The 24,978-nt window shown below is 45.7% G+C and carries 22 protein-coding genes; 10 read left to right on the top strand and 12 right to left on the bottom strand.

Annotated elements, in window-relative coordinates; translation table 11 throughout:
- Positions 1-40: 40 nt before the first annotated feature.
- Both ACYQ2L_RS06800 and ACYQ2L_RS06795 read right to left on the bottom strand, forming a co-directional pair.
- Positions 41-1,354 carry an NCS2 family permease gene (locus tag ACYQ2L_RS06800; protein ID WP_460053120.1) on the bottom strand — a complete coding sequence of 438 codons (1,314 nt, stop codon included), beginning with the start codon at positions 1,352-1,354 and terminating at the stop codon, positions 41-43.
- Positions 1,355-1,455: 101 nt separating this feature from the next.
- Positions 1,456-2,100, bottom strand: coding sequence for a CBS domain-containing protein (locus tag ACYQ2L_RS06795; protein WP_460053118.1), 645 nt, complete (start codon positions 2,098-2,100; stop codon positions 1,456-1,458).
- 178 nt (positions 2,101-2,278) lie between these two features.
- Between ACYQ2L_RS06795 and ACYQ2L_RS06790 the strand changes: the two genes are divergently transcribed.
- From ACYQ2L_RS06790 to cls, 5 genes are all read left to right on the top strand, one after another.
- On the top strand, positions 2,279-2,512 hold the full coding sequence (locus tag ACYQ2L_RS06790; RefSeq protein WP_460053116.1) for a hypothetical protein: 234 nt from the start codon (positions 2,279-2,281) through the stop codon (positions 2,510-2,512).
- A gap of 27 nt (positions 2,513-2,539) precedes the next feature.
- Positions 2,540-4,069 (top strand): sodium:solute symporter family protein, encoded by a 1,530-nt coding sequence (locus ACYQ2L_RS06785; RefSeq protein WP_460053113.1) that lies wholly within the window; start codon positions 2,540-2,542, stop codon positions 4,067-4,069.
- 11 nt (positions 4,070-4,080) lie between these two features.
- Positions 4,081-5,502: an AMP-binding protein gene (locus ACYQ2L_RS06780; protein WP_460053110.1), complete on the top strand. Its 1,422-nt coding sequence runs from the start codon at positions 4,081-4,083 to the stop codon at positions 5,500-5,502.
- 2 nt (positions 5,503-5,504) lie between these two features.
- Positions 5,505-6,404 carry an AMP-binding protein gene (locus ACYQ2L_RS06775; RefSeq protein ID WP_460053107.1) on the top strand — a complete coding sequence of 300 codons (900 nt, stop codon included), beginning with the start codon at positions 5,505-5,507 and terminating at the stop codon, positions 6,402-6,404.
- Positions 6,405-6,483: 79 nt separating this feature from the next.
- Complete coding sequence (gene cls / locus ACYQ2L_RS06770; RefSeq protein WP_460053102.1) at positions 6,484-7,944, top strand: cardiolipin synthase; 1,461 nt, start codon at positions 6,484-6,486, stop codon at positions 7,942-7,944.
- Here cls and ACYQ2L_RS06765 read toward each other — a convergent pair.
- Positions 7,904-8,692 (bottom strand): outer membrane lipoprotein-sorting protein, encoded by a 789-nt coding sequence (locus tag ACYQ2L_RS06765; RefSeq protein ID WP_460053098.1) that lies wholly within the window; start codon positions 8,690-8,692, stop codon positions 7,904-7,906. The genes cls and ACYQ2L_RS06765 overlap by 41 nt on opposite strands.
- Positions 8,693-8,757: 65 nt before the next feature.
- On the opposite strand from ACYQ2L_RS06765, the gene ACYQ2L_RS06760 reads away from it, so the two are divergent.
- Positions 8,758-9,840 (top strand): THUMP domain-containing protein, encoded by a 1,083-nt coding sequence (locus ACYQ2L_RS06760; protein ID WP_460053094.1) that lies wholly within the window; start codon positions 8,758-8,760, stop codon positions 9,838-9,840.
- A gap of 12 nt (positions 9,841-9,852) precedes the next feature.
- Here the strand turns inward: ACYQ2L_RS06760 and rlmD are convergent, their stop codons facing one another.
- Positions 9,853-11,124 carry a 23S rRNA (uracil(1939)-C(5))-methyltransferase RlmD gene (gene rlmD, locus ACYQ2L_RS06755; protein WP_460053090.1) on the bottom strand — a complete coding sequence of 424 codons (1,272 nt, stop codon included), beginning with the start codon at positions 11,122-11,124 and terminating at the stop codon, positions 9,853-9,855.
- A 9-nt stretch (positions 11,125-11,133) separates the two neighbouring features.
- On the bottom strand, positions 11,134-12,156 hold the full coding sequence (locus ACYQ2L_RS06750; protein WP_460053087.1) for a M23 family metallopeptidase: 1,023 nt from the start codon (positions 12,154-12,156) through the stop codon (positions 11,134-11,136).
- A gap of 67 nt (positions 12,157-12,223) precedes the next feature.
- Between ACYQ2L_RS06750 and ACYQ2L_RS06745 the strand changes: the two genes are divergently transcribed.
- The gene (locus ACYQ2L_RS06745) at positions 12,224-12,913 is read left to right on the top strand and encodes a TrmH family RNA methyltransferase (RefSeq protein WP_460053084.1); all 690 of its coding nucleotides are present in this window, start codon (positions 12,224-12,226) and stop codon (positions 12,911-12,913) included.
- Positions 12,913-13,218: a DUF1820 family protein gene (locus ACYQ2L_RS06740; protein WP_460053082.1), complete on the top strand. Its 306-nt coding sequence runs from the start codon at positions 12,913-12,915 to the stop codon at positions 13,216-13,218. The genes ACYQ2L_RS06745 and ACYQ2L_RS06740 overlap by 1 nt, the downstream gene beginning before the upstream one ends.
- Here the strand turns inward: ACYQ2L_RS06740 and mnmC2 are convergent.
- From mnmC2 to ACYQ2L_RS06715, 5 genes are all read right to left on the bottom strand, one after another.
- On the bottom strand, positions 13,206-13,931 hold the full coding sequence (gene mnmC2, locus ACYQ2L_RS06735; protein WP_460053080.1) for a tRNA (5-methylaminomethyl-2-thiouridine)(34)-methyltransferase MnmC2: 726 nt from the start codon (positions 13,929-13,931) through the stop codon (positions 13,206-13,208). The genes ACYQ2L_RS06740 and mnmC2 overlap by 13 nt on opposite strands.
- 31 nt (positions 13,932-13,962) lie before the next feature.
- Positions 13,963-15,918, bottom strand: a complete 1,956-nt coding sequence (locus tag ACYQ2L_RS06730) for a GAF domain-containing SpoIIE family protein phosphatase (protein ID WP_460053077.1) — start codon at positions 15,916-15,918, stop codon at positions 13,963-13,965.
- A gap of 72 nt (positions 15,919-15,990) precedes the next feature.
- Positions 15,991-16,770: a carotenoid biosynthesis protein gene (locus tag ACYQ2L_RS06725; RefSeq protein ID WP_460053073.1), complete on the bottom strand. Its 780-nt coding sequence runs from the start codon at positions 16,768-16,770 to the stop codon at positions 15,991-15,993.
- 1 nt (position 16,771) lies between these two features.
- On the bottom strand, positions 16,772-17,929 hold the full coding sequence (locus ACYQ2L_RS06720) for a lycopene cyclase family protein (RefSeq protein ID WP_460053070.1): 1,158 nt from the start codon (positions 17,927-17,929) through the stop codon (positions 16,772-16,774).
- A 43-nt stretch (positions 17,930-17,972) separates the two neighbouring features.
- Positions 17,973-19,133 carry a tRNA-queuosine alpha-mannosyltransferase domain-containing protein gene (locus ACYQ2L_RS06715; protein WP_460053067.1) on the bottom strand — a complete coding sequence of 387 codons (1,161 nt, stop codon included), beginning with the start codon at positions 19,131-19,133 and terminating at the stop codon, positions 17,973-17,975.
- A gap of 47 nt (positions 19,134-19,180) precedes the next feature.
- Between ACYQ2L_RS06715 and ACYQ2L_RS06710 the strand changes: the two genes are divergently transcribed.
- Together ACYQ2L_RS06710 and sbcB are read left to right on the top strand one after the other, a co-directional pair.
- A complete protein-coding gene (locus tag ACYQ2L_RS06710) occupies positions 19,181-20,563 on the top strand; it encodes a glycoside hydrolase family 32 protein (RefSeq protein ID WP_460053064.1) in 1,383 nt (460 codons plus the stop codon).
- A gap of 17 nt (positions 20,564-20,580) precedes the next feature.
- Positions 20,581-22,047 carry an exodeoxyribonuclease I gene (gene sbcB / locus ACYQ2L_RS06705; RefSeq protein WP_460053061.1) on the top strand — a complete coding sequence of 489 codons (1,467 nt, stop codon included), beginning with the start codon at positions 20,581-20,583 and terminating at the stop codon, positions 22,045-22,047.
- Here the strand turns inward: sbcB and ACYQ2L_RS06700 are convergent, their stop codons facing one another.
- Positions 22,048-24,525: a S49 family peptidase gene (locus ACYQ2L_RS06700; RefSeq protein ID WP_460053058.1), complete on the bottom strand. Its 2,478-nt coding sequence runs from the start codon at positions 24,523-24,525 to the stop codon at positions 22,048-22,050.
- A complete protein-coding gene (locus tag ACYQ2L_RS06695; protein WP_460053055.1) occupies positions 24,522-24,974 on the bottom strand; it encodes a SufE family protein in 453 nt (150 codons plus the stop codon). Before ACYQ2L_RS06695 ends, ACYQ2L_RS06700 begins: the two co-directional genes overlap by 4 nt.
- Between the last annotated feature and the right edge of the window lie 4 nt (positions 24,975-24,978).

The raw sequence follows: 24,978 nt of genomic DNA, 5'->3' as shown, positions 1-24,978 counted from the left end.
TCAGGCCGGGCTTTCATCAAGACATTATCTGTCAGCGAAATCAGTGTGCAAAGAAAACTGCCATAACTGCAAACACGTCTACAATCCAGAGCATGGGAGGAATTTCACGGAACTTGCCGCGGAAAACCTTGATGATTGTATAGCTCAGAAATCCCCACACAATACCCTGGGTAATGTTGAAGGTCAGAGGAATGAGCAGCATAGCCAGGAATGCAGGGATAGATTCTTCGAAATTGTCCCATTTAATGCTGAGGACAGGATGAATCATGAACAGACCAACCAGAACGAGTACTGGAGCTGTTGCAACTGAAGGAATAAAGCCAACCAGTGGAGCGAGGAAAATGAAGGGCAGGAAAAGCAGACCGGTAACAACTGCTGTCAAACCGGTACGACCACCCTCTTCTACCCCGGCTGCTGATTCGATATACGTGGTTCCGGAGCTGGTACCGAAAATACCGGAAATAGTTGTAGCGATTGCATCAACAAGCAGGGCACGTCCAACATTTTTCGGCTGTTTGGTTTCTTCGTCCATGAATCCACCGACTTCAGCAACTCCGACAAAGGTCGAGATACTATCGAACATATCGGTGAACAGCAGGGTGAAGACCGGCATAATAACACCGAGACTCAGAGCACCTACAACGTCCATCGCAAGGAATAATTCCAGGCTTGGCATTGCAAATATTGCTTCAGGAACGAATACAATACCTTCAACCCAACCCAGGAGGGTCGCGATTACTGCAAGGACAGATACAGTCAGAATTCCATAAATAAGGGCGCCGTTAACTTTCTTTATTACCAGAATGGAGGTGAGCATAAGTCCGATAACAAAAAGGCCAGTACCGATGTTCATTCCTCCGAATGCAACCAGGGTTGCGGGATTACCAACAACAAAACCAGCATTCTTGAGACCGATAAAGGACAGAAAGAGCCCGATACCTGCTGCTACCGAATATCGCAAGGTAGGAGGAATTGCAGCCACAATCATTTCCCGGACCTTAAAAAGGGAAAGCAGAATGAAAACCAGACCGGAAATAAATACTGCACCAAGTGCTGTTTCCCATTCCAGCGGTCCGTAAATTACCAGGTTGTAGGTGAAAAAGGCATTAATACCCATTCCAGGTGCCAGGGCAAAAGGCAGATTGGTAAATAAACCCATGAGAATCGATGCTATGGCCGAAACCATGACAGTAGCGAACAGTACACCAGCGAATGGCATGCCATCAATATTAGACAGCATATCGGGGTTTACAAAAATAATGTAAGCCATTGTCAGGAAGGTAGCTATACCCGCCCGGATTTCGGTTTTCACCGTTGTTTTGTGTTCCTTTAACTGGAACAGGTTTTCCAACATACAAAACTCCTTATACCGCAAGATTGATTCATATTTAGCATATTTATGCAAAGCTCGACAAGCCAGCCGACATTATCGTATGAAGGGATTGCATGCAGGGACTATTCGTGACGGATCTCCAGCAGCTGCACATCAAGCGGTTCGAGCAGATCTTCAAGAAGCTTTTGCTCAATCTCCTCAAGTTTCATTATCACGGTAGCGCTGTTTTGATCCTCACCGGGAAAGGTTCCAAGGGAAACTATATTTCCTCCAGCCTGGGCGATGGCTCCTGTAATATCAGCTATTACTCCCTTCTTCTCCTTGACGAGGAGACTGACCCTCATACCTTCACGGCGTGTACCGAAAAGTTCAATAAAAATGCGGAATATATCACTTTCAGTAATAATACCGATAAGAGATTCTTGCCTCATTACCGGTAAACCGCCGATATTATTATCGATCATAATTCTTGCGGCTTCTTCGACCAGTGTATGTTCGCTGATGGTGATTACATCTTCTGTCATAACCTCGGAAACAGTCAGGCGATTCAATAGCTCATTCATTTCATATACATTCAGAATGGTTGCCGGTGAAGGTGCCGCATAAAGAAGATCCTTTTCACTGATTATTCCAGCGAGATTTCCATGCCGACTGAGAACAGGCAAGCGGTGAAACTTGTTATTTCTCATAAGTGCCTGAGCATCTGTTACCGGCGTGTTCCATGTCACAGTGATTGGGTCCCGGGTCATTATCCTTGAAACTGTCATATCTCACAGTATTGATCTTTTTTCTTCATAATTCAATCACAAGCAGACCATTTTCCGACACTTGCAGGCGCTTTTCTTTTTCTAGGCTACTGGCCGAGAAAATACTTGACATCGGCCGCTGACCGACTTACTATTTCGCTAATCAGCCATCGGTTGAAAATCAATATGGAGGTTTAAAATGACAGAAATTATGGGCCATTGGCCCGGAAGAATCTTTCTACTTTTTTTACTTGCAACGATCATTCTCATGTCTGTTGCAATCTCGATGGGTGTTACAGAAATCCCCGAGGGATCCGATCCTGTTCTGCTCTTCGGCTGGATGACAATGCCGCTGGTAATTGGAATCCTGTTTGTACTGGCATGGCTTGCTGCCTACCTCGTCTATTTCTTTAAATTCTGGCCATACCGCTAAAAAAAGCGAATAAAGGAGACTGATTAAATGTTAGATATTGTTGCGCTCAGCGTATTTGGCCTCGTAATTATTTTTATGGCGGCCTATGGATACAAGGTATCAGCCAAGACAGCTGAAGACTACATGCTCGCCGGTCGTTCAATCGGTGTTGTAGTTATGTTCTTTTTTGTGCTCTTCGCTATTTCTTCAAGCTGGACCTTCTATGGTTTTCCCGGAATGCTGTACCTGCATGGCCCTGGCTATGTATTTTTCATCTGGGGTTCTGTTGCCGGTTTTGCCGGACTCTACATGTTTCTCGGCCCTAAACTCTGGGCACTTTCAAAGCTGAATCGTTTTCTGTCACCAATTGAAGTGCTGGCGGAACGCTATGAGTCGAAGAACCTCCGCATAATCCTTTCGGTCACCATGCTGGCTTTCATTATTCCTTACGTTGGTATTCAACCCCTTGGTGTCGGACGTGGATTTGAAGCCCTCACCGGCATGCCGCTTTGGGTTGGTGCTACCTACACCGTTGTTCTGCTGCTGGTTCTTGTACTGCTTGGCGGAATGAGAATCGTTGCCTGGGTCAATATATTCCTTGGTGCGGTTTACGTTACAGCCCTGCTTGGCTCCTTGATATGGGTAGTTGCCGTACTTTTCCCGAACGGAGGCCTGGCAGAAGCAGCTCAGCAGGTACTTGTCAGCAGTCCGGAAAAACTTGCTACACCTGGTCCAATGGGTGAATACGGTTCCGTTCTCATGATTGGAACATTCGTTGTTGGTCTGCTGGCTTTCAGCTGGCCTCACGTAGTTATCGGTGGTATGACTGCCCGTGACAAGAATCTTTTTAAATGGCTGCCGCTTCTGATCTTCACATTCGGTGGACTTTTCTTCTATATTATTCCCTTTATCTGGGGATCAATTATTGCTCCTGCAGCAATGCCTGGCATTACCGACGCCGGTGCAGCTGACCAGATTGTACAGACCATTATTATTGATGCACTTCCCCGATGGTTTGCTGTCTTTGTTCTCATGGGCGTTGTAGCTGCCGCAGTCAGTACTGCAGCCGTACAGCTCATGACCACCAGTATTATTGTAGCAAGGGATCTCGTACAGGGAATTTTCAAGCCGGATGCAACCGATAAACAGGTTACAGCAGCTGCTAGATGGGCTGTTATTGGCATTGTCATTCTCAGTCTCAGTGTTACACTTGCGGTAATGCTTGGTATCGGAGATGAAGCAATGGCTCTGTACCTCACCGACGTAAGTGTTCCAGGATTCGCACAATGGGCTCCGGCACTTGTGGGCGGTCTGCTCTGGAGACGGGCCAACAAACAGGGTGCGGTAGCCGGAACATCCGCCGGGGTTATATACCTGATTCTCGGCCTGCTTATAACAGGTGCTGATGGTGGACGTTTTCTGCTGTTCAACCTTCATCCTGTAATTCCAACACTGATTCTTAATCTTCTCGTATTTATTGTAGTGAGTCTTGTTACTCCTCCCCCACGTGAAGAGATTCAGGAAATATTTTTTGACGAAGTCGATGAGTTCCTTCGCTCGGAAAGTTCAAATCGATAAGGAGTTCTTTTATGGGAGAAAACTGGAGAAGCCTATTTATTCCAGATGCTGGAACCGCGGACATGCTGGCTTATCCTTCTGCCCTGATTGAGGGACGTATTGCCGGAAAGTATATGCTTTCCGGTGAGTCCCTGCCGAATACTGTCGTTGTGCTTGCTTACAAGCGCAACGGCATTCTGGCCGGAGCTGAAGTAGAAGTTAACAAAGAAATTGCGGCCAAAAATGATATAGATGTTGCAATCATGGCCCGCAGCGGACGTGGTGGTCCGAAGCCTGTAGACACCCTCAGTTTACAGGATCTGCTGAAGGAATCATCACGAAAGTTCAAGGCTGTTGAGGCCGAGCCGGATGATCCTGCGGTATTACTGTATACCAGCGGAACCACCGGGAAACCAAAAGGGGTTACACTGACCCACCGGAATTTCGCTACTCAATGCAGAAACGCAGAAGAAATTCTGCCTACCGATGACAAGGACCGCATTGTACTTGTACTTCCCTTGTATCATGTATATGGACTTGCCAACGGTGTGGTTACTGCAGTTAACGGCGGTTCAGCTATGGTAGTTGTTCCACAATACACACCGTCAGTACTGCTTGAAACAATTTCAAAAACCAAAGCGACGGTTTTGATTGCAGTACCTACCATGTACATGCATCTGCTTCAGATTGCCAAGGTCAGGAAAGCAAGCATACCTCAGTCACTCAAGACATGTGTGTCCGGCGGTGCTCCGCTTCCGCTGGCAACCCTGCAGGAATTTGAAGAGGCTTTTGGAACCGTAATTGCCGAGGGTTATGGACTGACAGAAAGTACATCTGCTGTCTGTCTTAACAAATCCGGGGAGAATTTCAAGCCCGGTTCGATCGGTGTACCTGCACCAGGCATAAAAATGCTTGTTGTGGACGATGACGGGAAAGAGGTTCCGGATGGTACTGAAGGTGAAATAATTATTTATGGAGATGTAATTTCACCCGGTTATTGGGAAAATCCTGAAGAAACAGCTGAATCAATAAGAGATGGCTGGTTATATACCGGTGACCTTGGATACAAGGATGCTGACGGATTCTTTTTTATTACCGACAGGAAGAAAGATCTGATTATACGCGGCGGATTCAATATCAGCCCAAGAGAAATAGAAGAGGTTCTGTTCGGACACCCTGGCATCAGGGAAGCTGCCGTCGCATCTGTACACGACAAGCGTGACCGCGAAATGGTCAAGGCCTTTGTAGTCCCTCAGGATGATGTGCAGCTGACTGAACAACAAGTACTCGAATACTGCAGGGCTAACCTCGCTGAATACAAGATGCCGAAACGAGTTGAATTCATGTCTGCTCTTCCCAAAAATGCTACCGGCAAGGTTCTCAGAAAAGAGCTCAGGGGTGAAACTACAGATGACCGACTCATTCATGAGCACAAACAGGAGGGAGAAAAATAATCATGGCAGATATACAAACCCTCGGAGCCATGCTTGAGCATGCAGCTAAAAAATATAAAAAGAAACAGGCTATTTTGTTTGAAGGCCGTGAATTCAGTTATCGAGAGCTGGATGAAAACGCCAACAAGGTTGCCAATGGATTATCAAAACTAGGCATCAAGAAAGGTGATCGGGTTGCAATGATGCTTCCGAATTCACCGGACTTCCTGTTCTGTTTTTTCGGAATCCAGAAACTGGCAGCGGTAGCTGTTCCCTTTAATACTATGTATAAGGGAAGAGAGATCGCTCATATTCTGAATGATTGCCAGGCCCGTATTATTATTACATTGAGTAATTTTGCAAACCTTATCAATGAAATACGGCCGGAGACACCGCACCTTGAACATATTGTTTTAACTGGCAACAGAACTCTGGTGTTTGTCGGACCTGAATCTACTGTAAGCCTTCAGATGGTTGTCGGAAAGGAAACCTTTCAGAGTAACGAAGAGGCATTTTCAAAGGTCGGTAATCTTATAGTCAAGGTACTCAAGGACTATGGTGTAGACTGCTTTTATAAACATCGTGGAGGTATTCGAGCCGGTGGCAAAAAGATAGCCAATGTTCTGGTAACTGAAATAGAAAATCTTATAATGATTAATGCTATCTGTTTTGTAGGACCGATTCCTCTGGATACCTTCTTCAAGGTAATTTGGGTACCGCCGGAGATCAAGGACAAGGCTGTTGAACCCCTCACCAGTATCCTTGAGGAAACCGGGAAGAAAGTCAGCCCGGAAGAAATAAAGGACGCATTTATTTCAGCAGTAGAATCTGAATTTGGTGTTAACATCACCCCCGGTACGCTGAAGCGCGACGAACTGTTCGGTTATGAAAAAGCCCGGGCAGTTGCAACAAAGACACTTTAAAACAGAGTTTTCTGTTCATACACCCCACGCTTGACCTATCGGCTAACTTCGGTAATGATTGCGATGGGGTGTTTTTTATATGCTTAGTTCTGTATTGGAGCTATTAGTCAGGTTCTGGCCATTTTTAACAGCCAGCTTCTGGTTTATATTTCTCCTGTCCACGTCTGTTCATGCGCTTCTGTATAAACGCGATTCACGCGCAGCGATCGGCTGGATCGGCTTGATCTGGCTGGTTCCCATTGTTGGAAGCATATTGTACATACTGCTTGGAATAAACAGAATAAAAAGGCGGGTCAGCGGAACCCGCGGTGATGAAAACACCAGGATTACCTCAGGACCACATCAGATTTCTATTGATGATTTCCGGGAAGTGCTCGATTATAATCAGCGTCACCTTGTATCTCTATCCAGACTTGGAGAAAGACTCAGCGGACAGCAACTGTTCACAGGAAATACTGTCAAACCTTTGTATAATGGGGATCAGGCTTATCCAGCAATGCTGGCAGCTATAGAATCTGCTGAAATTTCCATTTCACTGACAAGCTATATTTTTGATAATGATGCAGCTGGGAAGCGATTTGCCGATGCACTGGCAGCTGCACATAATCGAGGAGTCCAGGTTCGTGTCCTGATCGATTCAGTGGGCTCACGCTATACAATACCACCGATAACACACCGGCTCAGAAACCTCGGAGTACGCTGTGCACAATTTATGCCCAGCTTCTTTCCATGGACAACTCCATACATGAATCTGCGTAGTCATAGAAAAATTCTGCTTGTAGATGGTTTATCCGGCTTTACTGGCGGCATGAACATACGTCAAGGCTGTATAAGCGGATCTGAAAGCGGCCATAGCACACGGGATATTCACTTTTCTGTTACAGGACCAGTAGTGCAGCACCTTCAGGCTACTTTTGCTGAGGACTGGGAATTTACTACAAAAGAAAAGCTCAGTGGAACTGACTGGTTTCCACCTCAACATCCACAGGGTGATGTATTCTGCCGTGCTATTCCGGACGGACCTGATCATAACTTTGACCGGATGAGATTATGTTTCCTGGGGGCCCTCTCTACTGCTCAGAGATCTGTAAGAATTATGACCCCCTACTTTCTTCCGGACAGTGCGCTAATAAGCGCATTGAACACCTGTGCGATGCGTGGTGTTCAGGTGGATATAGTACTTCCCGAAAACAATAATCTAAAAATGGTAGCATGGGCTGCTCAGGCTCAATTATGGCAGATCCTGGAATGGGGCTGCAGGGTCTGGTACTCTCCGCCTCCATTTGACCATAGCAAAGTGCTCACAGTCGATAGTACCTGGTCCCTGATAGGTTCAGCAAACTGGGATCCACGAAGTCTGCGCTTGAATTTCGAGTTGGGTCTGGAATGCTACAGTTCGGTACTGGCAGAAGAACTGAATGAATATGTCGATTCACGTATTGTGGAATCAAGATCTATATCTGCAGATGAACTGAACAGTAGGCCTATAGCAGTCAAACTCAGGGATGCTGCAATGAGACTTGCTGCTCCGTATCTATGAGCATTACATCGGAATCATCCTCCGGTGGGAATAAATCAGCTGGATACTCGATAATCAGACTGCTTCTGCTATACTGTCGGTGAAGGTTTTCAGCTTCGATCCTGTGTGGGAATTCAAGGTCAGTATGTTCGGAAACAGGTCTGTAGTCACTGTATAGAAGCCTTCTGATCGGATACCCCTCTCTGTTGTAGGCAATATCTTCTATCAATAAACCCGTATCTGCATCTATAAATAGCACCCGGGAATGATACTGTAAAAGGCTGTAATTTTCTGCATCCCGATTTATTCCACTCACTTCATAAACACTCTCACCATTGCGTATGCCAGAATCTATTTCTATGGATTCATAGCCAGACTCAAAGCTCCGTGACGAGAGTACATCGTAATAAGAAAAATCACTGGAAAGGAAATCAAGAAACTTCATGTTCCCTTCCAGGGTAAATACACGACGCCCATCTGCCTGTATGTTGACAGTATTATCTGCAAAACGCAGGCGAATAAGATTATCTACACTATCCTGTACCGATATAATAGTTTCATTCGCAATTATACTCCGCTGAACAACAAAATCATTACTGGATTCATTACGTGTCACGTTCAAAACAGCTTGTATTTCCTGAAACTGCCAGGGGCTTGTACGCTGAATGTTCTCAAGTATATCCTCTACTGAGAGCATATCGGCACTTAAGACTGCTGGTACATGGAAAACTATAATAGCGGTTGTAATAATCTGAATGAAAAAGCGCATGTAATCTCCCGACTGCAGCTGCGGCATCTATTGCCTCTGATCAATGCATAGAGTATACCATAGCAATGAGACATACTGAATCCCTGAGGTTTATCTGCGACCCGGGACTGGAAGATATTTGCGCCCGTGAAATTGACCACTTGAATACACTCCCTGCCGGGTCAGCCAAAGCCGGAGAGCCGCGCACAGGCATGGTTTTTCTGGAAGGAAATCCATGTAATATTGACTTATTATATAAACTCAGAACGGTATATTTCGTGCTTGAACATCTGGGCAGTATAACTGCCAGTGTCGAACTGCTGCAGGATCAACTCTGTGCCTGGGCTGAAACAGTGGATATACCCGAACTGAAAACAGTAAGCTCATTTCGCGTTAATGCAGTTCGCAGCGGCATACATCCTTTTTCTTCTAATGATATCAACCGAAGTATAGGTGCTGTACTTTTTGCCCGTACCGAAGCCGGAGTTTCTCTCGATAATCCAGAACTAATAATACGCATAGACATACAGGATGAAAAGGCTTACATGAGCCTGCAACTCAATAAGGAGCCTATGGACAAGCGCTGGAACTGGCAATTCCGACCACGCGTGACACTCAGGACAACCATTGCTTCCGCAATGATACAGAATGGATTTCATTACCTGCAACCTGCACAAGAGTCTTCCAGCAGCTCGGAACACTTAACGCTTATAGATCCTTTCTGTGGATCAGGTACGATTCTGCTTGAGGCTTTTGCATCTGTAAAGGGAGCGAAAATTATTGGTGGTGACAATGATCCGGAAGCTGTTTCCGGCTGTATGGAAAATGCCATTGCTGCTGAATGTGCAGACAGCATTGATTTACGTCAATGGGATGCGCTTGATCTGTCATCTGAATTTCTGCCTGGCTCAGTAGATCTTATAATAACAAATCCGCCATTCGGATTGCGTCTGGGTAAAAAAATCAATTTCAGAAATTTTTACCAGCAGCTTCTGGACTCTACTGCCAGTGTTATTCGTCCGGGCGGATGCATGGTACTGCTTACAGGAAAGAAACGGGGACTCTTCAATTATATCCTGGAAGAATCCCCTCAATGGTGTCAGGTAGATGCCAGAGTAATAGAGATCGGAGGCAGTTATCCTGGAATGTTTACCCTCAGACGTATCTGATACGGGCAGCATTCATTGTTTAAGCTCAAGCTCACAAATATTTTCCACATGCATTGTCTGAGGAAAGAGGTCAACCGCCTGCCTCTTCACCACACGGTACATGTCAGTAAGTAATTCAAGATCGTCTGCCTGAGTTGCCGGATTACAGCTGATGTATATAATTCTTGGAGCTGCAATTTCCCGTAGGGATGTAATCAAGGTTTTATGAAGACCAGGGCGTGGTGGATCCAGGATTATCAGATCAGGCTGACCATGCTCGGCGAAAAAATCCCTGGTACAGATTTTCTCGGCTTCACCAGCAAAGAAAACCGAGTTCGTGATATTGTTCAGGTCTGCATTCTCCCGGGCACCATCTACAGCATCTTCAATGATCTCAATCCCTATAACCTTACCTGCTGAGTCCGCAAGTGACAGACCAATGCTTCCTATTCCACTGTAAAGATCGTATACGGTCTCGGTTCCGGCAAGATTTGCCCACTCAGATGTTATGCGATACAGCTCCTCGGCCTGCTCTGTATTGGTCTGAAAGAATGACGCAGGGTGAATTGCAAATCGCAGTTTTCCGCAATTCTCATATAACACCTCTGTGCCTGAAAACAAGTGACAGTCATGTCCGATTGGACTGGAGTTTTTTCCTGTGTTGATTATGTAATACAGACTGGCAATCTGAGGGAATCGATCACGAAGCATCTCCAGCAGCTGCTTGGTAGGCTGTGATAGTTCTTTGCCAAACATCACAACTACCATCCACTTGCCTTCACGGGTATTTCTGAGCATCAGCGTACGAATTTCGCCTTCATTTTCTGCAATATCATAAAATGAAATTCCAAGTTCCCGGGCCTTGTCACGTACAAAACACCTTATTTCATTTGAAGGCTCAGGCTGATGCCAGCAGGACTCGAGGTCCAGAACACGGTCAAAATGTCCCCTCACATGAAAACCTGCTCCATCCCGATGTTCGAATTCTTCCTCACTTGCAATTTCATCTGGAGTAAGCCATCGTCTGCGGCTGAAGGTGTATTCCAGTTTGTTTCTGTAACCCCGGGTGCGCGCTGCGGGAAAAACAGGGAGTGCAGCGGGGAGCTGATCAATCAGCCCTTCACGGGAAAAGGCTTTGTCAACAATCTGCTGTTTCAGTTCCAGCTGTGCTTCGTAGGTGAAGTGCTGCAGTGTACAGCCGCCGCAATGATCGAAGTGAATACAATATGGCTCAGCAGTCTGTGCTGCTGTCGGTTGCGGAATCTCTGATGGCCGTCGTTTTCGGCCTCGTTTTCTTTTAGACATAGTCAGGCATTATTCCAGTAGATTACGCCTAGAATCAAGTAGGGGCTGGTAGTCTGAGAGTCTGCCATAACGGAAATATTGAAGCCTCAAAGGGCTGTCAGGGCTGACATATCCAATCATTTGTCCTTTATGCACGGTCAAGCCGTCTCTGGCAACATCAGAATGAATTCCGAAAAAAACCAGTAGGTGACCTCTGTGCTCATTTACTATCTGGATTCTCGGTCCAAAGACGGTATCTCTGCTGTAGCTCATCATACCATCCATCGGGCTGACAACAGGCACTTTTTCCATACTTTTGCCGTCATCACCAAGTACTGGCAAAGGCTCGGGAGGAAGAAGAACCAGTGCAGCCTGATCACGATAAATACGCCCGGTTTCAGCAAAATCTTCTAAAAGTACTCCAGGTTCAGGAAATGGCCATCCATAGGGATCGTCCGGTAAATACCGTGCTTCATCACGATGCTGCCAGTACAGATCGAAGTGTTCAGCCAGGAACCCGGCGGCGTGAATATTTGTATCCCATACATAACCTGAGTGATGCCCCTCTGCAATAGAAAAATGCAGGTGAGGTTCCAGAAACTGCGCCCATTGTCCAGTGCTCCCGACGCGTCCAATAATATCCCCTCGTTCTACCCGGACCGGGCTGGAGAACTGTTGTTCACGCAGATGAGCATAATAGTACTGTAATCCATCATCTCCCTGTAAAACCACGGAATAACCGCCTCTCAGGTTGTCAAGAGGAATCGCAGTCCCCCCTGTCACCGCAAGTACCGGAGCCCTGGTGATAGATCTGTATTCAGGTGAATCAGCTGAAAAACGTGGTGCAACTTCAATATCTACAGCATTACCGCCATCCCAATGATACCTGGTCCATGAGAGGTGTGCAGGATCGACAGCAAGTGGAAAGACATATTTCCCGTCAGATGAATAACGTAGATACTGGATTGAATCCGTGGAGGGATCTATGTCAGCAAAGATCACGGGGCATGAAAAGAGAATCAGCATGTAGAAGAACCATTGTTGTTTATTCATCGGAAAAAATAGTAACACAGGTCATACACTTCTCAAAGCACCTTTTTTCGTATATATCTTGATCGACATGAGCGATGAAAAACTAATCAAGTATCTGCAGGGTTTTATAAGCCCCGAGAGATTACAACGAATTGAAAACGTACTCCCGTTCCGTACCCGTTATCTCTGTGTGGTTCTGGAAGATATCTTCCAACCGCATAATGCCAGTGCGGTTCTTCGAAGCTGTGATGCCTGTGGTGTTCAGGATGTTCACATCATAGAAAACAGAAACAGTCATCGCACAACCAGCGGAATTGAACTAGGTACGGCACAGTGGCTCAGCAGACATCGATACAGAGAAACAGACAATAACACTATGACCGCTATAAAGTCCCTGCGTTCTAGAGGCTATCGTATAGTAGCTACCAGTCCGCATGCTGAGGATGTAACTCCAGCTGATTTTGATATTGAAAAAGGCCCCGCTGCACTTCTGTTCGGCACTGAGCTGAATGGCCTGAGTGAACTTGCAATGCGGGAAGCTGATGAGTTTATTCGTATTCCGATGCACGGTTTTGTAGAGAGCTATAATATTTCGGTTTCTGTCGCGATTATTCTGAACAGGCTCATTGAACGCCTGCATAACTCCAGCGTACAATGGCAGTTGGATGAAAAAGAGATAACAGATCTCCGACTTCAGTATGTACGAAATAGTATTCGTCAGGTAAAAAAAATCGAAGATCGATATCATAAAGATATCATGCAGCAGGGAGAAGAATAATGACGATTTACAGGGTCGAATTTCTATATAACGATAAAAAATACAGTCTGAAAGCTCGCGGTCTTGATATGACACACCCGTATTTCGTCTCCATAGCTGAACTGATTATGCCAGAGGAAAAAGTAATCATTGATCCTGAAACTGAAGATATACGCAAGAAATTCGGAAAGACCGAACATCTGATGATTCCACTCCAAAGCATACAATTAATTGAAGTTTTCAATTCTGATCCGGACAAGACAGGTGAAGAAAAAATGCGCAATTTTTCAGTGCTCAGCAACAGCAATGGTGATCAGCAGAGCTGAGGCTTGTATTGGCCGCAGATCATATGCCGCTTACGGCCAAAGCCTGGACACCTCTGAACCTCCCACCCGAATTCGGCGAGCCCTCTACGTACCCAGCCTGCGGCTGTAAAACTTGAAAACCTGGCATTTTCGCCGCTCAATGCTGATATTTCCATGAATAGTTCACGATTCCATAATCCGGTATCGATGGATGGAGAAAAACCATCCAGATACCAGATATCTACCGGAGTTTGTAGATTCTCCAGTTCTGCTGCTGCATCGCCAATATATAATTCAAGAACAAACCCTTGCTTAAGCTGGAGCTGGAATCGTACAGGACCTGAAATATCGGCGGATATTTCGGGAATACTTTCTATTACGTCTGACCAGATTTCATGAAATTCTTCATGGGAGCCTGCAAATGTGTTTACAATTCGTACCAGATCAGGCTTCCGGACAGGGAACTTTTCAAATGAAGAATAAATCAAATTACAGCAGGGATCATTGGCTGAAAGGTATTCACGAAGAGTCAAGGCACAGTTAAGGCCGGTTCCGAAACCGATCTCGGCAATGTGCAATACACCCTTGCAGCTCTTGATTCTATCACCCACACGATTGGCTTGCAGGTATACATAAAATGCTTCATCGATGCCGTCAGGAACAGAAAAATAGCAGTCGCCGAATTCTATTGAATAAACCCCGCCTGCCCGCATGTCTATTTCAGCAAAGCGCACTATGTTATCCGTTTCAGTATTCGAGGCTTCCTCAGGAAGCAATCTTCATGATCATGATAGTTTGGTCATCATGCTGTGGTGCACCGGCAACAAATTTCTCTATCTCAGTCATTAGAGCAGCAAGGATTTCATCAGCCGACTTCTGTGAATTTTTTCGTAGCGACTCTGCAATACTTTCTGTAGTGAACTGATCACCAGCTGAGTTCATAGCTTCATTAATACCGTCTGTATACAGACACATGACATCTCCTGGTGCGACCTTAATGGTGATCTCACCATATTCAGTCTTTCTGTCGAGCCCTATCGGTAATCCAGGCGTGTCATAAGTATCGATTTTTCCTTCGGCCGCTCGATAGATCATGAGTGGATGGTGCGCTGCATTCGAATATTCTACCTCATATTTCTCGGTATCGTATGTCATGTAACACATAGTAGCATAACGCTCTATACTGACCTGACCTGCAATACCACGGTTAACCCAGCGCAAAACCCGTGAGGTACTGTTCTCTGCTCCAGCGATCAGGTGCACGATAGTACGGATAATGACCATAACCATAGCCGCAGGTACACCCTTTCCGGCAACATCACACATCAGCAATGCCATCTTCTTACCGCGCTTCAGGGGTAGCATGTCATAATAGTCACCGGATACACCCTTGGCAGCCACACTGTAGGCAGCAAGTCCGAGTTGTGGCAGCTGTGGAATCTTTTTGGGAAGCAGATTGGTCTGAAGGTCGGCCGCAATGTTAACCTCTTTATCAAGCTGTTGTTTCTCAAGAAGTTCCAGATAAGTGAACAGGTTATTCATGGTTATTGCGGTATAGTTCGCAAAGGTTTCCATGTGTTCATAGTCCTTATCCGAAAACAATCTGTCACTACGCCGCATGACAACCGACAGAACACCGAAAACCTTTCCGTCTGAAATAATCGGCATAGCCATGAATGAACTGACATACATGGCATCTTCACTCTGATTGTGAACCATACGCTCATCAACAGAAGCGTCACGTATATAGATTGGTTTTTTAAGTCGTGCACATTCACCGAGAACTGTTTCCGTAACAGGAATCTTCATGCTTTCGTAGTTTCTGCGGATAGCATCAAGCTTGGTTTTAACCATTTCACTGAATGGGACAGGAGGACAGTAAATACCGTACTGTGCCCGTGGAATCAGAATTTCATTACCCTGATCATCCTCCTCTATAAGGAGTATCGATCCCCCGTCAGCATTGGTGTTCTGACTTGCTGACTGGACAACGGTCTGGAGAATTTCATCAATATCCATACGAGCAGAAATTGCACGGCCAATACTCTGCATGAAGTTAACAATGGTTGAAATATCGTTCTGAAGAAAATCCCTTTCATCTCTGGATTCAATCTCATATTGATCCTGCATCTGAAACATAATAATAAAATGCAGAAAATAGCTGCCGGGAATAATAATCAAATGCACGAAATCAGATGTGTAGCCGAAGACTATCAGAGCAATATTTGTCAGAACTGGTATAAGCAGCAATGGATATCTTGTGGCGACAATCATTTCTGAATTATCAGTATTGAACTCGGAAACCCGATATGTCTGTATGGACATGTAAATGTAATGAGCCATGATCACAATTGCTCCGGCACGGGACCAGGCAGAATCAAGGATATTGAATACTGTATTCACCACAAGAAAAACAGCAAAAACAGCGCTGATAATCATCAGGACCTTATCGTTCTCAAGGCTTCCTTTCATAGTCCTGAATTTTTGCATATAAACCCAGAAAATCAGAATATCGGATACAATTAGCACTGTAGCCATCGGAACAAAAATGTAGAGGACATCCCTTATAAAAAGTACAAGTAGTATTCTATGAAATGTACGGTAAAGTTCCGGATCCTTCCGGCTTTCCTGATATGTCAAGGTAATGGTCAGCAAAAACAGAAATAGAAACTTCGCCCACATAGGGGAAGTAAAGAAAGCACTGATTTGCTCTAATAGCATGTAAGACTCCTAGCTGCCGCGTTATTCACATTATGCCCCGAGGCAGGCAGTTTTTGCAAGCTGATTATCAAGCTAGAAAAACACCAATATTGAAAGTATCGACAAAGTCCCCATTCCAATTAAGCCTATTATGCCAGAACCGTAGAGGCGCCAGAATACGAGCTGTGCAATAGCCTGTAGTACTGCCGTAAGTATAAATACCAGCAATAAGGGTTCTGCGGCTGTAACAGAAAACCCTGAAAGCCATACGATTCCAGTGATAAGGAACGAGACTGCAAGCCAGCCGGCATAATTACTCAAGGGTATGCCAAAGTATTTTCCGCCTTTGGGCCAACGCCAGAAGTCCCAGAAAACCATCTGCGGATCAAGATACAGATCCCAACTGGTAAATGCCAAAGCGGAGATTGCTGCTGCGACAATACCGATAGGTGAAAAACCGAAAAAAACTGCAATGGAACTACCAACTGCCCATGACGGAGCCATCATCATCATCCATGCCAGCGGTATTATTACCGGAACAGACATCAACTGGGGTTGAAGTACCTTTGTATAATGATACTTCCCGAAAGGGAAACCAATGCGGCAGCCGATTGCCTCACTGAGCCAACCCAAGCCTGAAACTATCAGAAAAACCCACAGACCCGCTGCAAATCCGGCACTGTTAAAAATTATTGAGAGCACCAGACTGACCTGCAGAATCACCCCTACGCTGATGCCTGTACGTTCTGCCTTGCTTCCCCATATCCATTTAACAACAGGCAGAGAAATCATTCCCAACAACCATAGAACGAACAATAGCCTGCTGGTTAATCCAAGCTGGCTCCAGGCTGAAACAAGAAAATCGGAAATCAAATTACACCTCCCTGCATACTTTCAGCTTTAACCATGCTGAGAGAAAATACCGCCAGACAGTGGTTTTCATAAGCAGGAGGTTCTCGAACAGGCTCCCCTCCTCATCAAGAAACCTGAACAGCCTGTCGATTGGATTTCTCTGGAATAATCTGGTGAATACAGGTTCTGCCAATTCACCCTTTCGATAGAGAATCTGCAGAAGCATAGAATCAAAGAGGCCATAGCGCCATGGCTGTTTCGGGAGTGAAAATGGATGATGATTGTTAATCAGTGAAGAAACAATATTTTGTGAATCCTGATTGGTCCGGTAGAAAGCAAATCCAGTTGACGCCTTGACACGTCCCCCTTTCGTTCCGATTCTGAGAATGTGTTTTCCCTGTTTTCGGTGGAAGGGTTGATCAGTCATCGGGATTATACCGTTTTCTGTGTGTATAATGTTGTAGTCGGTAATCCTCATAACATCCCGAAGGTAGTTTCGTATTGCATCTTCGTACTCATTGCGTTCCAGCAGGCGATAGCTGAACAGAGTAAATTCTACCAGGGCTTTTGAGCTGCTTTCAGGTAGTATGTACATAAACCGCATCTCATTTTGCTGAGGAGTCCGGAAGTCGAAGAATGTGGCTGCATCAGGCTCGAATGTACCTTCTTCTGCCTCTATAACCCAGCCTACGAAATGCTGTTTGAGAAAATGATATTTCTGCTCATCAACCTTGAACTCAGAGGCTGTAAAGGTGCTGTCAAATACAAATGATGCAGAGAAACTTTCTTTTCCGATCCTTACCACCGCACCATCCTCGATATCTTCTATTGAATCAATATTTCCGTAAAAGAAATCAATGCTGGCATGCTTATCCAGTTCAGCGTATACCGTGTTGTAAAAATCAATCCCGCGAACCATCTGATAACGATAATCCAGTAAGTCGATTTTTTTCTGCCAGTCCTGTCCTGTGTATTGCAGAAAATTCCATGTTTTTGCTGCGATACTATCAAAAACATGAGCTTTATTGGTCCAGTAACACCATGTTCGGTCATTGGATACCTTTTTTGCACTATCGATCACCAGGATATTCGAGGTACTTAAGGGGCTGAGTGCCATGTGATACGCAAGGCTGAGCCCTGCCATACCGCCACCTGCAATTATATAGTCATATTTCTGCACTGGAATCTCCAGAGATAAGGATACTGATTTTAGAGTTACTCTGTCAAATTAAATCACATATACTGCGTACATGCCGGTCCAGTTCGCTGGACAGCTGTTCCCAGCTGAAACCCTGCATTGCAGTCGCGAGCAGATCCCTGTCCCCTGCTTCCATAATTTCATGGCCCTGCTCTGCCAGAAGACAAAGAGCATCTAATTTGTCAGCTGCATCATGCAGATCCTTATACAGGCAAACTCTGTGAAGAGTTTCCGGAACGATTTCGGGATATGACAGTCGGTCGGGAAGCAGTGGCCTGCACCCATAAAACATAGCTTCTGCAACCGATATTCCGAAATTTTCCTGAGCAGATGTACTGATAACCAGATCAGCGTGTTCAAGCCAGGAGATGTACTCCTTACGAGAATGAATATATCCTTGATGTAGAATTGAATCCCTGAATTGTTCACAAATACTAATTAAATACTGATTATGCCTTCCTGAGGCAATATCAGCATTCGGCCAGGGATTTTCTCCTAATAGAATGAGCTCAAAGCTTCGATTCCTCTTCTGTAGATCCTCAAGCAAGCTGAAAAAATCCTCAGGACGTTTGTCAAATTCCCAGCGGTGATTCCAGAGAATACGGAGAGGTCCTGGTTTTCTGTTTTTGGTCCTCCTGGCTATATCTCCTGATGTACAACAACCAGGATACACCACATGGATTTTTTCCCGAATCAAATCAGGGAAGCTTCCTATTTTACTGATCCTGCTGTAGAACTGATCAGCAGCACATAGAAAACGATCAGCATGTTTTCGAGAGTTAAAAAGCAGTACATCCGATGACAGCATATTTCCTAGTTCACTCTGATAAAATTCAAAAAGTTTAGTAGTTTGTGATTCAATAGGGTGTACCGGATAGCTGAGATGAGTTTCATGGACATACAGGATTACTGGAGGACAGCGCTTTCCCCAGATTGAACGTAAATCCTGGATCCGCATCATACCACCACAAATTACAGCCGCATAGACTTCCGGATTCTCCACTTGCAGTGCCAGTTCAAAAGCAGCACCACGCATACGCTGTTTCCAGGAAATATCCGGTAGAGTCAAAAGGTCAATCTCAAAACGGCTATGTTGAATGTATAAATCAGCAAAATGCTTGTGAGAGCCACCATAAAACGCTTCCAGATATAGAATACGTGTTTTATGTTCACATTTTTCTTTCACAGAAGATAAACCTGCCTTATACTGAATTACGGGGATTGGATAGGGGCATGCATATTTTGAAAAGCACATCACAGCCGCACATAGCACGCTCGCTGCTGAGTGAAAGAGCTTCTACCGACTGCATGCGGCCAATCTACCATTTTTCGCCGCCCGGTGGCTGGATGAACGATCCGAATGCACCTTTATTTTTTCAAGGCAACTACCACATATTTTACCAGCATAATCCCTACAATGATACCCATGGAACAATGTACTGGGGGCACTGTAAATCATCTGATCTGCTTCGTTTTGAAGACCTGTCAATTGCACTTGAACCCAGAGAACATCTGCAGGAGAAAGGCTGCTGGTCGGGTAGCGGAATTATACCTTTCCAGGGACACCCTACACTGCTGTATACCGGACATCCAGGGAATAGTTCCACAAGAAACATGCAGAATCTGGCCGTCAGCGACAGTAACCTGAGCCATTTTGTAAAACGTATCAGTGATGTATTACCACTGCCCCCTTTTCACATAGATGATGACTGGAGAGATCCGTTTTTCTTTCGTGCTGAGGGTAAAACCTTTGTTGTTATAGCCGCCAGCAGAGAGGGGCACGGAACATTGCTGTTATATGAAGCTATTGACCTGGCGCTGCATCAGTTTCGATATGTCTCTGAACTTTTCAGCTTCGAAGCAGGCAGCATGCGCTTTCCTGAATGCCCGAACTTTGTAAAAATTGAAGATAAATGGGTACTTCTGGTTTCTCCTTACCGCTCAATAGAATACTGGATTGGTACTTTTGACCTCAGCAATGCACGTTTTATTCCAGAGCATCACGGAATACTGGATACTGACAGCGGAAATGAGAATGGTTTATATGCCAGTAATATTCTCTGTACAGAAGAATTCTGCAGGCATCCACTGCTTATCGCCTGGCTGCGTGGATATCCAGCAGGATATGGTTGGTGCGGTGCACTCAGCCTGCCTAGAGTTCTTGAACTTGGCGGAGAGAAGAAAAATCATCTGATCCAGCGGCCATGGCCGGAGATCACAAGCCTGCGAAGAGATGAGTTCAGGCTGGATCTGCATAAAGAATCAGCACATGTATACAGCAGCCTGAATTTTGAACTGGAAATTCATTTCGACTGTAAAGCAGAGGATCAGGGGTGCTACGGCACAATTGATCTCGGTATAGCCCCCAAGGCTGTTTATCAAATCATTTTCAGGGAGCATGGATTACAGCCTGGACGCGAAGAACTGATTCCTTATCAACTCTGCAGCCGACTGAGAACAGCCAGAATTTTCCGGGACGGAATGACCCTGGAGATTTTTATAAATGACGGAGAGCAGGTGGTATCACGGAGCCTTGATCCTGCATTTGACCAGGGCATTATTCACTGTACACCAGATGCGGGTTTTTCTGCTGTCCTGTGGCATCTTGCTCTCTGATGTAGTAGTATCATTTCATGCCAAACACCCTGCTATGGTACGACCTGGAAACATTCGGCCGCAATTCAAAATACGATCGCATTGCACAGTTTGCTGCTCTGAGAACAGACTATGATTTTAACCCGGTTGCAGATCCTGTTGTGCTTTTCTGCAGACTTACTCCGGATTATCTGCCTGATCCACAGGCCTGTCTGGTAACTGGAATAACACCGGATAGTGTGCAGAAACGCGGATTGCGGGAGCGCGAATTTGCTGAATCCATTCACCGCGAATTGTCGACTCCCGGTACCTGCGTGGTCGGCTACAATAATATCCGGTTTGACGATGAGTTTATAAGAAATCTGTTTTACAGGAACTTCATTGACCCTTACTCATGGCATTATGCAAACGGAAACAGTCGCTGGGATCTGATAAATGTAGTGCGTCTGGCCCATGATCTTCGGCCAGGTAATATCAACTGGCCGAAACATGTAGACGGGAAACCATTGTTCAAGCTTGATCAGCTGACAATAGCCAACAATATTGAACATAGTGGTGCACATGATGCCCTTGCAGATGTATATGCTACCATTGAAATAGCCAGGATGATAAGAAACAGTAATCAAAGGCTGTACCAGTTTGCGTGGGAACACCGGACACGCGACAAGGTACGACAGCTGCTGGATATTGGCGTCAGAAAACCTGTGCTGCATACCGAAGGCATTCATACAAGGATTGAGGGCTGTACTACAGCTGTTGCACCTGTCGGGATAAACCCTGAGAACCCCAAGGCAGTTATCGTAGCTGATCTCCGTTACGATCCCGAGCCTATACTGGAGCTGCCTGTAGAAGAAATCCGTCGGAGAATTTTCAGCAGCAAGGAAGTTCTGGCTCCCGAGCAGCGAATTCATGTAAGTGAAATCCATGAAAATCGCAGCCCTGTACTGACTCCTGTCAATGCACTGGATGCAGGCAGTGCTTCACGGCTGAATATTGATATCAAAAAGTGCTTCGAACATGCCCGTATGCTGTACCGCAATACCCTGCTGATCCAGAAATTCCAGTCTGTATATGCCGCCGGGCCCGTCAGGGATATCCCCGACGATCCGGAACTTATGATATATGGAGGAGGCCCATTCGGCGGATTCTTTGCAGATGAGGACAAGGAAATGTTTCTCAAAATCCGTACGTCAAATGCAGAGCAACTGCAGCACATTCAGCCTGCCAGCCATGACCAGCGTATTCCTGTACTATTCCGCAGGTACCGCTGGAGAAATGCCTGGGAGCATCTTGATCAGAAGGACCGTGATCAGTATCAGGCTTTCTGTGCAAAGCGCCTGCTTCAACCCCCGGTCAGCAGTGCACTCACAATGGAGACATACCTGAAACGAATCCAGCAGCTATGGGAAAGCCCCGAACTTGATGCCCGGGGCAGTGTTATTCTTAAATCCCTTAAGGACTACGGAAAGAAACTTGAACAGAAAGTCTTCCACTACTCAGGTTGATTAATCAATAAACCCTGATAACGGAGTCCAGTACAATATTCCTTCTTCAGACAGTTGTTTCAGGAGCTTGTATTCGTTCAGTAGACCATCCAGTCCTGGAATCGTCGGTTCGGATATTACCAGCCGAGCCAGACCGGCAGTCATTCCACTGAGTTCCTGCCAGCTGGAGGAAGACGGGCTATAGATTTCAAAATCACCCTCAATTCCTGCAAGTTCACGGGTCTTCAATAAAGCGTCATAGAAACCGCCAAGTTCATCGATCAATCCGCGATCCAGAGCCTGTGTGCCTGTCCAGACCTGACCACGGGCATGAATATCCAGTTCATCACGATCCATTTTACGGCCTTCTGATGCTACGGTCAGGAATTGCTCATAGATTGCATCCATACTCCGGCTGTACGCTCGTGCATCATCTTCACGCAATGGAAAGAACGGATCCAGAAACCCACTGGAAGAGCTTGTTTCAATACGCTCAGAGGTGATATTCCATTCTTCAAGAAGACGATCGACATGAATACTCAAGGAGGTGACTCCAATAGATCCGGTTAAAGTCGTAGGATAGGCAAATATATAGTCTGCATAGGCCGCGATATAGTATCCTCCGCTGGCAGCTACTGAACCCATGGACACAACTAGTGGCTTGCTATCCGGTCCATGAACGGTAAGATATACCTCACGTGCAATAATATCTGAAGCCAGAGCAGATCCTCCTCCGCTACTTACCCGCAGGAGAATAGCTTCGGTGTTATCATCCTCACGGGCCTGACGTATCTGAGCTGCAAGTGTATCACTGCCAATACTGGTTCCAGTCAATCCGCTTCCAGTGAATATTGGCCCTGTTGCTGTAATAACTGCGATCCGTGGGTTTCTCGGCCGGTACCAGGAAGCATCACGGGTCACGGTTCGGTCAGGTCTGGCCTTCTCCGCTCCGGGATACAGGTCATTGATCAGTTCCTGTACTTGATCTTCATAGAGGATACCGTCAATCAGTCCATAATTCAGGGCATCAGCAATGACCAGAAAAGGTGCATCATCCCAGATTACAGAAATTTCTTCTGTTAGCTGCTCTCTTCTACCCTCAGCTATAGCTTCAAGGTATTGAGCATAGGCATCTGACAGATATGCTTCAATATTCTCACGTGCTTCTTCGGAATACGCGCTCTCGGTCAATGAGTGATTTGCTGATTTTGCAGGATGTGTCTCAAAGCCGATGACATCGATTCCCATACCCGCCAGTAGATTGCCGAAAAACAGCTGGCTGCTACCGAAACCCTGTACCAGAATCATACTTCCAGGACGCATATATATCTGAGCCCCGCTGGCTGCGGCTATATAGTATGTGAGGCTATCAGCTCCTTCAAGTGAAAATAATACATCCTTACCTCTTGATCTGAATGCAGACAGAGCAGCAGCTATCTCAGTAGCTATTGCCAGATCGCCCTGAAACTGTACGTTCCTGAACATAAGGGCTGTGACCGATGGATCGTCGCTATAAGTCTCGATTTCTGCAATGAAGTCACGGTAAGGCCTACGTCCGTCAGACATCGTGAAAGACCCTATGTTTTGAAAGGATTCTGTCTCGACAAAGCTGAGAGTCCCCTGATATTCAATTATCCTTGAATCTGCCGGTGATGGCAGTGTCCGGTAAGCCGGAAATTCCAGACTGCTGCGTGATGAAATCGATATCTCACTGGAATCTGAAACAGCACGGAAACCGCTACGGCCAAATCCAATCGAGAAATCCATTCCAGCAGACCACGATTGATCGGCGTGATAATTACCGTAAACAAACATTCCCGGTACAATCTCGAGAGTAACCGCTGTTTGCTGAAATCCGAAGAAATCACCAATTGCTCCCTGTGCATTATACATGGCATCGGCACTTATTGTCAGTCGTTCAGCAGTACCCTCCGATAGTGGCAGAAGTGCGAGCGGACGAAATGCAGCTGCAGGCTGGACCGACCATGTATCGTTAGAATCTGCCTTGTAAGCCGCAGCGAGACTCAATGAAGCATGAGGTCTCATTAATAAGCCTGCAATAAATTCTGCTTCTGTCAGATTTCCGATCCGATAGCGAGCTGCATATCCCAGGGAAAGCCAGCGGGCAAAGCGTGCTCCGGCACCAACAGTCAGATATGATTCATCTTCCGTCCCTTGTAGATTGTACGACTCATAACTGAGACCAATCCCAGGCAAAACCAGAGAAAGATAAGTATTGCTCTGAGCAAGCAATGGGTTATAGCGAATGCTTTTATTATGCTCATTCAAGGGGTAACTGATTTCTGAAAAGAAACCACTGGTGTTGCTGAAACCAAGAGCTGCCGGGTTAAGACCAGCAGCAAACATAATATCCGGGCTTGCTGCCGACTCAAATCGGAATAATGCATTTGAGTTCTGCTCGCCTTCCTGTGAGGACAGTACTGCAGCTGAACCAAAAAACAGGCATACGGAGAGAAATAAAATAAATCTGTGCTTCATGAATTAAGTTCCTTAACCTGCTTCTGCATGAGCTCGAAGATATTCCCGAACGCGTTGGCACGGGTCGGTGTCACACTTGCAGCTATATTTGTACGTTTGGCAAAGCCCTCTACAATGGATTCTGCATGTTTCAGAAAATCATCAGGATTCATACCATTCAGACCTGCAATCAAAATTCCCAGATACCCCCTGAGAACCTGTGCATCCGAAAATGCAGAAAATGCCAGGCACTTATCTGTACATTCAGTATGAATAAATACGGTTGACTGACAACCATGAACCCTGTTGTCCTCAGTCATCAATTCCCGAGGAAATTCTCCGAGTCTATCGCTATAGGCGATGATTTCCCTGAGCATTTCAAATGAATCAATCGTTTGCAGACTAACCAATTCCTCTTCAACATTTCGGAAAAAGGCCTCTACCTGGCCTGTATTGCTAACAGCTGACATTGTA

The sequence above is a fragment of the Spirochaeta dissipatitropha genome, assembly GCF_054657935.1.
The sequence above is the reverse complement of the archived record's forward strand: the minus strand, read 5'-3'. Positions and strand labels throughout refer to the sequence as shown.

What these genes read in the sequence shown, in the direction of transcription:
- ACYQ2L_RS06790 (WP_460053116.1), top strand. Translation starts at nt 2,279, where the DNA reads ATGACAGAAATTATGGGCCATTGGCCCGGAAGAATCTTTCTACTTTTT.
- ACYQ2L_RS06765 (WP_460053098.1), bottom strand. Translation starts at nt 8,692, where the DNA reads ATGCGCTTTTTCATTCAGATTATTACAACCGCTATTATAGTTTTCCAT.
- ACYQ2L_RS06795 (WP_460053118.1), bottom strand. Translation starts at nt 2,100, where the DNA reads ATGACAGTTTCAAGGATAATGACCCGGGACCCAATCACTGTGACATGG.
- cls (WP_460053102.1), top strand. Translation starts at nt 6,484, where the DNA reads ATGCTTAGTTCTGTATTGGAGCTATTAGTCAGGTTCTGGCCATTTTTA.
- ACYQ2L_RS06760 (WP_460053094.1), top strand. Translation starts at nt 8,758, where the DNA reads ATGAGACATACTGAATCCCTGAGGTTTATCTGCGACCCGGGACTGGAA.
- ACYQ2L_RS06780 (WP_460053110.1), top strand. Translation starts at nt 4,081, where the DNA reads ATGGGAGAAAACTGGAGAAGCCTATTTATTCCAGATGCTGGAACCGCG.
- ACYQ2L_RS06740 (WP_460053082.1), top strand. Translation starts at nt 12,913, where the DNA reads ATGACGATTTACAGGGTCGAATTTCTATATAACGATAAAAAATACAGT.
- ACYQ2L_RS06730 (WP_460053077.1), bottom strand. Translation starts at nt 15,918, where the DNA reads ATGCTATTAGAGCAAATCAGTGCTTTCTTTACTTCCCCTATGTGGGCG.
- ACYQ2L_RS06785 (WP_460053113.1), top strand. Translation starts at nt 2,540, where the DNA reads ATGTTAGATATTGTTGCGCTCAGCGTATTTGGCCTCGTAATTATTTTT.
- ACYQ2L_RS06745 (WP_460053084.1), top strand. Translation starts at nt 12,224, where the DNA reads ATGAGCGATGAAAAACTAATCAAGTATCTGCAGGGTTTTATAAGCCCC.
- ACYQ2L_RS06775 (WP_460053107.1), top strand. Translation starts at nt 5,505, where the DNA reads ATGGCAGATATACAAACCCTCGGAGCCATGCTTGAGCATGCAGCTAAA.
- rlmD (WP_460053090.1), bottom strand. Translation starts at nt 11,124, where the DNA reads ATGTCTAAAAGAAAACGAGGCCGAAAACGACGGCCATCAGAGATTCCG.
- ACYQ2L_RS06695 (WP_460053055.1), bottom strand. Translation starts at nt 24,974, where the DNA reads ATGTCAGCTGTTAGCAATACAGGCCAGGTAGAGGCCTTTTTCCGAAAT.
- ACYQ2L_RS06800 (WP_460053120.1), bottom strand. Translation starts at nt 1,354, where the DNA reads ATGTTGGAAAACCTGTTCCAGTTAAAGGAACACAAAACAACGGTGAAA.
- ACYQ2L_RS06700 (WP_460053058.1), bottom strand. Translation starts at nt 24,525, where the DNA reads ATGAAGCACAGATTTATTTTATTTCTCTCCGTATGCCTGTTTTTTGGT.
- ACYQ2L_RS06750 (WP_460053087.1), bottom strand. Translation starts at nt 12,156, where the DNA reads ATGAATAAACAACAATGGTTCTTCTACATGCTGATTCTCTTTTCATGC.
- ACYQ2L_RS06710 (WP_460053064.1), top strand. Translation starts at nt 19,181, where the DNA reads ATGCATATTTTGAAAAGCACATCACAGCCGCACATAGCACGCTCGCTG.
- sbcB (WP_460053061.1), top strand. Translation starts at nt 20,581, where the DNA reads ATGCCAAACACCCTGCTATGGTACGACCTGGAAACATTCGGCCGCAAT.